The organism is Bradyrhizobium sp. P2_E8 (genome assembly GCF_056403875.1).
Window position 1 is genome coordinate 1 of sequence record NZ_JBFUES010000326.1, and the last position, 7,182, is coordinate 7,182.

The 7,182-nt window shown below is 64.4% G+C and carries 7 protein-coding genes; 2 read left to right on the top strand and 5 right to left on the bottom strand.

Going from position 1 to position 7,182, the window contains the following annotated elements:
- Positions 1–19: 19 nt before the first annotated feature.
- The 4 genes from hmgA to AC1D00_RS19155 are packed head-to-tail and all read right to left on the bottom strand — an operon-like array spanning position 20 to position 4,225.
- Positions 20–1,366 carry a homogentisate 1,2-dioxygenase gene (hmgA, locus tag AC1D00_RS19140; protein ID WP_404551966.1) on the bottom strand — a complete coding sequence of 449 codons (1,347 nt, stop codon included), beginning with the start codon at positions 1,364–1,366 and terminating at the stop codon, positions 20–22.
- Between the two features lie 2 nt (positions 1,367–1,368).
- Positions 1,369–2,325: an MBL fold metallo-hydrolase gene (locus AC1D00_RS19145; protein ID WP_477011733.1), complete on the bottom strand. Its 957-nt coding sequence runs from the start codon at positions 2,323–2,325 to the stop codon at positions 1,369–1,371.
- A 24-nt stretch (positions 2,326–2,349) separates the two neighbouring features.
- Positions 2,350–2,574 carry a DUF2783 domain-containing protein gene (locus tag AC1D00_RS19150; RefSeq protein WP_135178955.1) on the bottom strand — a complete coding sequence of 75 codons (225 nt, stop codon included), beginning with the start codon at positions 2,572–2,574 and terminating at the stop codon, positions 2,350–2,352.
- 22 nt (positions 2,575–2,596) lie between these two features.
- Complete coding sequence (locus AC1D00_RS19155; RefSeq protein WP_477011734.1) at positions 2,597–4,225, bottom strand: FAD-dependent oxidoreductase; 1,629 nt, start codon at positions 4,223–4,225, stop codon at positions 2,597–2,599.
- 110 nt (positions 4,226–4,335) lie between these two features.
- Here AC1D00_RS19155 and AC1D00_RS19160 point away from each other — a divergent pair, with 110 nt between their 5' ends.
- Positions 4,336–4,878 carry a MarR family winged helix-turn-helix transcriptional regulator gene (locus AC1D00_RS19160; RefSeq protein WP_477011735.1) on the top strand — a complete coding sequence of 181 codons (543 nt, stop codon included), beginning with the start codon at positions 4,336–4,338 and terminating at the stop codon, positions 4,876–4,878.
- A 144-nt stretch (positions 4,879–5,022) separates the two neighbouring features.
- On the opposite strand, the gene AC1D00_RS19165 is transcribed toward AC1D00_RS19160, so the two are convergent.
- On the bottom strand, positions 5,023–5,829 hold the full coding sequence (locus tag AC1D00_RS19165; protein WP_477011736.1) for an N-acyl homoserine lactonase family protein: 807 nt from the start codon (positions 5,827–5,829) through the stop codon (positions 5,023–5,025).
- A 434-nt stretch (positions 5,830–6,263) separates the two neighbouring features.
- Here AC1D00_RS19165 and AC1D00_RS19170 point away from each other — a divergent pair.
- Positions 6,264–7,182 (top strand): caspase family protein (locus AC1D00_RS19170; protein WP_477011737.1); only part of this gene is annotated, 919 nt, incomplete at its 3' end.

Here is a 7,182-nt window from a genome sequence, read left to right on the forward strand (position 1 = left end):
TCCCGGAATGACGAAGTCACTACGGCTTGTTCGGATCGAACCGCTTCTCCAGGCCCTTCCAGCAATCTGCGTAATCGTCCTGAAGCGTCGACGAATTCGCGGCATGCGCGGTGACGCGCTGCGGGTAGCGGGTCTCGAACATGAAGGCCATGGTGCCGGTCAGCTTCACCGGCTTCAATTCGCCATTGCTGGCATGCTCGAACGCGTCGCGGTCGGGGCCGTGCGGCAGCATGCAATTGTGCAGGCTGATGCCGCCGGGGACGAAGCCTTGCGGCTTGGCATCGTACACGCCGTAGATCAGGCCCATGAACTCGCTCATGATATTCATGTGGTACCAGGGGGGCCGGAAGGTGTTGTCGGCGACCATCCAGCGCTCCGGGAAGATCACGAAATCGATGTTCGCGGTGCCCGCGGTCTCCGACGGCGAGGTCAGCACCGTGAAGATCGACGGATCGGGATGGTCGAAGCCGATCGCGCCGACGGGAGAGAAGGTGCGCAGATCGTATTTGTACGGCGCGTAATTGCCGTGCCAGGCGACGACGTCGATCGGCGAATGGGGCAGCTGCGTCTTGAACAACGCGCCGCCCCATTTCACGTAGAGCTCGGTCGGCGTGTCCTTGTCCTCGTAATGCGCCACCGGGGTGAGGAAGTCGCGCGCATTGGCGAGGCAATTGGCGCCGATCGGGCCGCGCTCCGGCAGCGTGAAGGCGCCGCCGTAATTCTCGCAGAGATAACCGCGCGCCGGCCCGTTCGGAATCTCGACGCGAAACTTGACGCCGCGCGGGATCACCACGATCTCGCCGGGCTCGGCGTCGATGCGGCCGAACTCGGTGACGAGGCGCAGGTTGCCCTGCTGAAGCACGAACATCAGCTCGCCGTCGGCATTGTAGAAATGCTGGTCCACCATCGAGCTGGTGATGAGATACACATGCGCGGCCATGCCGGCCTGCGTGTTGACGTCACCGGCGGTCGTCATGGTCTGCACGCCCTGAAGGAAGGTCATGTCCTCCTTCGGGATCGGCGCCGGGTCCCAGCGCAGCTGYGCGATCGGCAAATCGTTCTCGTGGCAGGGCGCCGAGCGCCACAGGCCGGCGTCGGCCTTCTCGAAGCGCCCGGAATGCTTCACCGAGGGGCGGATGCGGTAGAGCCAGGAGCGCTCGTTGCTGCCGCGCGGCGCGGTGAAGGGCGAGCCGGAGAGCTGCTCGGCATAGAGCCCGTAAGCGCAGCGCTGCGGCGAGTTRCGCCCGATCGGCAGCGCGCCCGGCAGCGCCTCGGTTTCAAAGCTGTTTCCGAAGCCGGACATGTAGCCCGGCGTGACCTGGGCCGAGCTGCGGATGATCTGATCGGGCGAGGTATTGATGTTCATGATTATCCTCCTCCTTGCAGGGCGGCCCACATCTCCTGGTCGCGCTTGTCGGWCCAGATCACGGGATCGTCGATCCCCGACGCTTCGTCATAGGCGCGCGACACGTTGAACGGCAGGCAGTGCTCGTAGATGGCGAAGCTCGAAAATTTCGGATCCATCACCTCGCGCGTCGCTGCCATCGATTCCTTCAGCGTGCGCCCCCTGGCGACCGAGATTTCGGCGGCGCCATAGAGCGAGGTGACGAAGTCGCGCGTCATCGCGATGGCTTCGCGCACGGTGGCGGTTCCCTTCAGCGCGTCACCGCGGCCCGGCGCGATCGCCTTGGGATTGAAGTTGCGGATCTCGTTCAGCGTCAGCGGCCATTCGCGCAAATGCGCATCGCCGCAATAGCAGGCCGAGTGATATTCGATGAGGTCGCCGGAGAACATCACTTCCGCATCCGGCACCCAGGCGACGATGTCGCCCGAGGTATGGCCGGCGCCGAGCTGCATCAGGCGAACCTCGCGCTTGCCGAGATAGATCGACATCTCGCCCTCGAAGGTCAGCGTCGGCCAGGTCAGGCCGGGAATGCTCTGCGCATCCTGGAACAGGCGCGGGAAGCGGCCGTATTCGGAATCCCAATCCTGCTTGCCGCGTTCCTCGATGAGGCGATAGGTCTCCTGCGAGGCAACGATGCCTTGCGCCTTGTAGGCGGAGGCCCCCAGCACGCGCACGGCGTGATAATGCGACAGCACGACATATTTGATCGGCTTGTCGGTGACGGTGCGGACCCGCTCGATGACCTTGCCCGCCATCGCCGGCGTTGCCTGCGCGTCGAACACCAGGCAGCCGTCGTCACCGACGATCACGGCCGTGTTCGGATCGCCCTCGGCGGTGAAGGCATAGAGATCGGTGCCGATCTCCGAGAAAGTGATCTTCTTCTCGGCGAGATCGCCGGTGGATGCGAAGTTCTTCGCCATCAAATTCGTCCTCAGGTCACAGGGTTATTGTTGTTGCTGTTGCTGCTGCTGGCCGTCGATCATCCGGCGCTTCGCGAGCCCGATCGCCTCCCGCAGCACGTCGATGTCACCGATATGGTTGGCGAGGATCAGCACCAGCGCGGCGTCGAAATCGGCGCTCTGCTCGTCGGTGAAGCCGCGATGCGCTTCGACGATGGCGCGAAAGGCATCGTCAGGCCGCGCGAAGTTGGAGCTGGTGGAAAGCGGCATGAGAATCCTCAATTCAAGCCTTTCAATTCAACCCTTGGGCCCGCGACAACGCAGCCGCAATCGCCTCACGCGTCGGATGACGGAAGCGCGCGGCAACGTAGCCATCGGGCCTGAGCAGATAGGCAGCACCCGCCTCGGCGTCGTAGCGCTTTGCGACGAGGCCCAAGGGATCGGCAAGTCCGCCCTCGCCGCCGATGCGGATATCCTTCACGCCTTCGGGCGCGCCGACCTGCGCGCCATTGCTGAACGACAGCAAGGCGAAGTCCGTTCCACCCTTGCGGAATGCGTCCGTCAGATAGGCCTGCTCGCCCTCACGCGACGAGACGGGCGCATCGAACATGGAACAACCGGGGGACGGTCCGCCGCGCCAGGCATCCGCATCGGGCGACGACAGCGACGTATCATAGCTGCACGGCACCGAGAGCCGGCCGCCATTGACCATGCGCTTGCCGAACTCGGTCTCCTTGGCGAGCGACAGCACCGCCTTGCGCAGCCGCGCCTCCTGATGCGAGTTCGGCGCCATGAAATCGGTCGAACGGGTGGATTCGCGGATGTTCTCGTCGGCCGCCAGGCTGCGTTCGACGTGGTAGCTCTCCAGCAGGCTCGCGGGCGATTTGCCGCGCAGCACGCGATCGAGCTTCCAAGACAGATTCTCCGCGTCCTCCAGACCCGAGTTCGCGCCACGCGCACCGAAGGGCGAGACCTGATGCGCGGAGTCGCCGGCAAAGACCACACGGCCATGGATGAAGCGGTCCATCCGCCGGCACTGGAATTTGTAGAGCGAGATCCATTCGAATTCGAACTTGTCGTGGCCCAGCATGCGCGCAATCCGCGGCCGCACGTTTTCCGGCTTCTTCTCGACAACAGGATCGGCGTAGCGATTGAGCTGAAGGTCGATGCGCCAGACGTCGTCAGGCTGCCGGTGCAGCAGCGCCGAGCGGCCGGCATGAAACGGCGGATCGAACCAGAACCAGCGCTCGGTCGGGAATTCCGCTGTCATCTTGACGTCGGCGATCAGGAACTGGTCCTCGAAAACCTGGCCGGCGAACTCGGCGCCAACCATCTGTCGCAGCGACGACCGCGCGCCGTCGCAGGCGACGACATATTGCGCGTGCAGGCGGTAGGCGCCCTCCGGCGTCTCGATCGTCAACGCGACGGAATCGTTGCGCTGTTCGAGCGCCGTCACCTTGTTGCGCCAGCGCAGGTCGACCTCAGGCAAATCGCTGATGCGATCGACCAGATAGGCCTCGGCGTAATATTGCTGGAGGTTGATGAAGGCCGGCCGCTTGTGACCGTCTTCCGGCAGCAGGTTGAACTGGTAGAGCTGGGATTCGCCGTGGAAAATGCGGCCGACGCTCCACACCACGCCCTTCTCGACCATGCGGTCGCCGACGCCGAGCCGGTCCCAATATTCCAGCGAGCGTTTCGAGAAGCAGATCGCGCGCGAGCCTTCGCCGATGCGGTCGGCATCATCCAGAAGGACGACGCTCTGGCCACGCTGCGCGAGATCGATCGCGAGCGACAGCCCGACCGGGCCCGCGCCGACAATCACGACCGGATGCTCGGCCGGATTTTGGCCGGGACGATCCTGATCGGGGTGACGGCGATAGCCGAACTGGGTTTTGGCCTGCTGCGTATTGGCCTGCGCCATGCGCTAACCTCGGCTCTGGTCAAAAGGGGACTGATCTGCTAGATAGTCTCACGTGCAACTATTTTGGACCGGAGCCGGCCGGCCGTCAACTGGAATTCGGAGCGCAAGCCTTGGCGAGAACATCCAGCGATGCGGCGCTGAAGAGACAAGAGGCGGGCGAGGCGTCGCCGCGGCCAAAAACACGGCTCGACCTGTTCAAGTTCGTGCCGTTCCGCCTCAACCGGCTTGCGGCGGAGGTGAGTTCCGCGCTCGCGGTCGAATATCAGGAGCGTCACGGCCTCGACATCCCTGCCTGGCGCGTGATCGCGACGCTCGGCTTCCGCAACGATGCCTGTAGCGCGCAATACATCTCGCAATGCACCCGCACGCACAAATCCACCATCAGCCGCGCGGTGACCATRCTGTTGCATGAGGGGCTGATCGAGCGGGTCGAGAACGAAGCCGACCGCCGCGAATTCCGCCTGCAATTGACGAAGAAAGGCCGCGCACTCTACGAAGAGCTGTTCCCGCAATTGCTGCGGCGGGAGGACGAGATCCTCGCCTGCCTCTCGGCGCAGGAGCGCAAGCAGCTCTCGGCACTGCTCGGCAAGATCGAACAGAGCCTCGACTTGATCCAGACCAGCGAAGAGGCGGATGCCAAGCAGGCGTATTAGTCTCGCCTCGCGTGGCGGCCAGACCCTCATCCTGAAGAGCGCGGAACGCGCGTCTCGAAGGATGAAGGCCGGGACGCGCGAGCCGGGCCTGCATGGTTCGAGACGGCGCTTACGCGCCTCCTCACTATGAGGATCGGCAGGCCGTCATTTCGCAAACGACTTTGACGGCGGCAGGTGCAGCGCCCAGGCGTCGACCTTGTCGCTGGCACGCGGATAGATCTCCGTCACGATCGGATCGTGGCCGGGAATGAACCTGTCGGGATGGCCGGCGAGACGCTCGATCGTCTCCCAGCCAACCGCCATGTCACCGACATTGTAGACGATCGGGAACGGGCTGCGGCGCTGGAGATTGGCGTAGTAATGGGCGGCGTCGGAGGCCAGCACCACCGGCCCGCGCGCGGTCTCGACCTTGACCACCTGCAAGCCGTCGGAATGGCCGCCGACGCGGTGCACGGTGACGCCGGGCGCGATCTCGCCATCACCGGAATAGAAGGTGACGCGCTCGCCATAGACATGGCGCACCATCTGCGTGACGTGTTCGACCGAGAATGGATGTCGCAGCAGTCCGTTGCACATGCAGCGGCCGGTCGCGTAGGCCATCTCGCGCTCCTGGAGATGGAAGCGCGCGTTCGGGAAGCGGTCGAGATTGCCGGCGTGGTCGTAATGCAGGTGCGTCACGACGATGTCGCGAATACTCGACGCCGCGACACCGAAGCGCTCCAGCGCATCGACCGGATTGAGCGTCAGCTTGCGTGCCCGCGCACTCGCCTCCTCGGCATTGAAGCCGGTGTCGACCAGGATGTCGCGCCCGCCGCCGCGGATCAGCCAGACGAAGTAGTCGAGGTCCTGCGCCGCACTGTCATGCGGATCCGGCGCCAGGAAGTTCATGTGCGGGGTGCGCGGCGACATCGTCGCATAGCGCAGTGCGTAGATTTCGTAGGCGTTTCCCATGATCTTGCTTTTGGTTTGCTTTTTTGTGAGTGGACCGTCGGGGAGGCACGAGCGCACCAAGCCATTGTCCGCCGGAAAGGTCCAACCGCGTGATGCGTGGAGGCGTGATGCGTGGAGGCCCGCTCCAATGTGAGACCAATCACATTTTCGGCGCCAAGACTCCCGTAAACATGACTCCCCTAAACATGGGTCCCCAATCATGGGTGTCCTGACATGGCCGCTACAATGCCCAACCAGATCGCGTCGAGCCCAACCATGATGGCCGGTTCATTCCCCGCGCGGCGCACCCACGCATTGCGGTCAATCGTCGCGATAATGCCGAATCTCCAAGCGGTTGACGCCCCCTCTCCCCGGTTTGATAATGCACATTGCGTAAGTTAAGGTCGCCGCGGCGCAAGCTGGAACGGCGCCTTTTTGGCTGGACCGCGCTGATTATGAAAATTCGCTTCCTTTTCCTTCTTCCCTTGCTCGTTTCGCTCGTGCCGACCGCGCCGTCGCTTGCGGCCGGCGACCGACATGCGCTGGTCATCGGCAACGCCAAATATCCGGATGCAGACGCCCCGCTGAAGGAGCCGCTCAACGACGCCCGTGACATCGCCGACGAGCTCAAGCGCGACGGCTTTTCGGTCGAAATCGGTGAGAACCTGACCGGCGACGGCATGCGCCGCGCCTTCGACAAGCTCTACGGCAAGATCAAGCCGGGCTCGGTGGCGCTGATATTCTTCAGCGGTTTCGGCATCCAGTCGGCGCGCCAGAGCTACATGCTGCCGGTCGACGCGCAAATCTGGACCGAATCCGACGTGCGCCGCGACGGTTTCAGCCTGGAAGCCGTCCTCGGCGAGCTCAACACCCGCGGCGCCGGCGTCAAGATCGCGCTGGTCGATGCCTCCAGGCGCAACCCGTTCGAGCGCCGGTTCCRCAGCTTCTCGGCCGGCCTGACCCCGGTCATCGCTCCGAACGGCACGCTGGTGATGTATTCGGCGGCGCTGGCCTCGGTGATCTCGGATGCCGGCGGCGAGCACAGCCTGTTCGTCCAGGAACTGCTGAAGGAAATCCGCGTCCCCGACCTGATGGCCGAGGAGACGCTGAACCGCACCAAGATGGGCGTCACCCGCGCCTCGCGCGGCGAGCAGGTGCCGTGGATATCCTCTTCATTGGCCGAAGATTTCTCGTTCATTCCGGGAGCCGGCGGATCACGTCCGACAACGCCTCCGGCCGCGCCCCCCGCTCCGCCGCCCGTCGTCGCCAATAACCCGCCGCCGGCACCACCCGCGCCGCCATCACCGCCTCCGCCGCCGAAGCCGGCCGACACGGCAGCCGCACCGGCTCCCGCTCCCGCGCCCGCGCCCGTAC